At 37.2% G+C, this 1,275-nt stretch carries 1 protein-coding gene; it reads left to right on the forward strand.

Annotated features, from left to right (window positions below):
• Positions 1-49 precede the first annotated feature (49 nt).
• A partial coding sequence (locus tag O3664_RS09070) for an ISL3 family transposase (protein ID WP_371613936.1) occupies positions 50-1,275 on the forward strand: 1,226 nt, incomplete at its 3' end.

Below are 1,275 nucleotides of genomic sequence, written 5' to 3' on the forward strand. Positions count from 1 at the left end.
ATAAGATCTATAATGAAAAGCGACAAAACAACTCATTAGAAAGATTCATATGGAACAATTACATTTTATCACAAAACTACTCGATATCAAAGACCCTAATATCCAATTTATAGATATCATCAATAGGGATACACACAAAGAAATCATCGCCAAACTGGACTACAATGCTCCATCTTGCCCTGAGTGCGGAAGTCAAATGAAGAAATATGATTTTCAAAAACCGTCTAAGATCCCTTACCTCGAAACGACTGGTATGCCTACTAGAATTCTACTTAAAAAGCGTCGTTTCAAGTGCTATCACTGTTCAAAAATGATGGTCGCTGAAACTTCTATCGTCAAGAAGAATCACCAAATTCCTCGTATTATCAACCAAAAAATTGCGCAAAAGTTGATTGAAAAGACTTCTATGACCGATATTGCTCATCAGTTAGCCATTTCAACATCAACTGTCATTCGCAAGCTTAATGACTTCCGTTTTAAGCCTGATTTTTCGTACCTCCCTGAGATTATGTCTTGGGACGAGTATGCCTTTACTAAGGGAAAGATGAGTTTTATTGCTCAAAATTTTGATAATCTTAATATCATCACTGTTCTTGAAGGAAGAACACAAGCTATCATCCGGAATCACTTTCTTCGCTACGATAGAGCCGTGCGCTGTCAGGTGAAAATCATTACTATGGATATGTTTAGCCCTTACTATGACTTGGCTAAACAGCTTTTTCCAAACGCTAAAATCGTGTTGGATCGTTTCCATATTGTCCAACACATGAGCCGTGCTATGAGTCGTATGCGTGTCCAAATCATGAATCAGTTTCATCGAAAATCTCATGAATACAAGGCTACCAAGCGCTACTGGAAACTCATCCAACAAGATAGCCGTAAACTGAGTGATAAGCGATTTTATCGCCCTACTTTTCGCATGCACTTAACCAATAAAGAGATTTTAGACAAGCTTTTGAGCTATTCAGAAGACTTGAAACACCACTACAATGTCTATCAGCTCTTACTCTTTCACTTTCAGAACAAGGAGGCAGATAAATTTTTCGGACTCATTGAGGACAATATTAAGCTGGTTCATCCTCTTTTTCAGACTATCTTTAAGACCTTTCTAAAGGACAAAGAGAAAATCGTCAATGCCCTTCAGTTACCCTATTCCAACGCAAAATTGGAAGCGACCAATAATCTCATCAAACTTATCAAACGAAATGCCTTTGGATTTCGGAACTTTGAAAACTTCAAAAAACGAATTTTTATCGCTCTCAATATCAAAAAAGA

The sequence above is a fragment of the Streptococcus sp. 27098_8_109 genome, assembly GCF_041432295.1.
In the GTDB taxonomy this organism is placed as follows: domain Bacteria; phylum Bacillota; class Bacilli; order Lactobacillales; family Streptococcaceae; genus Streptococcus.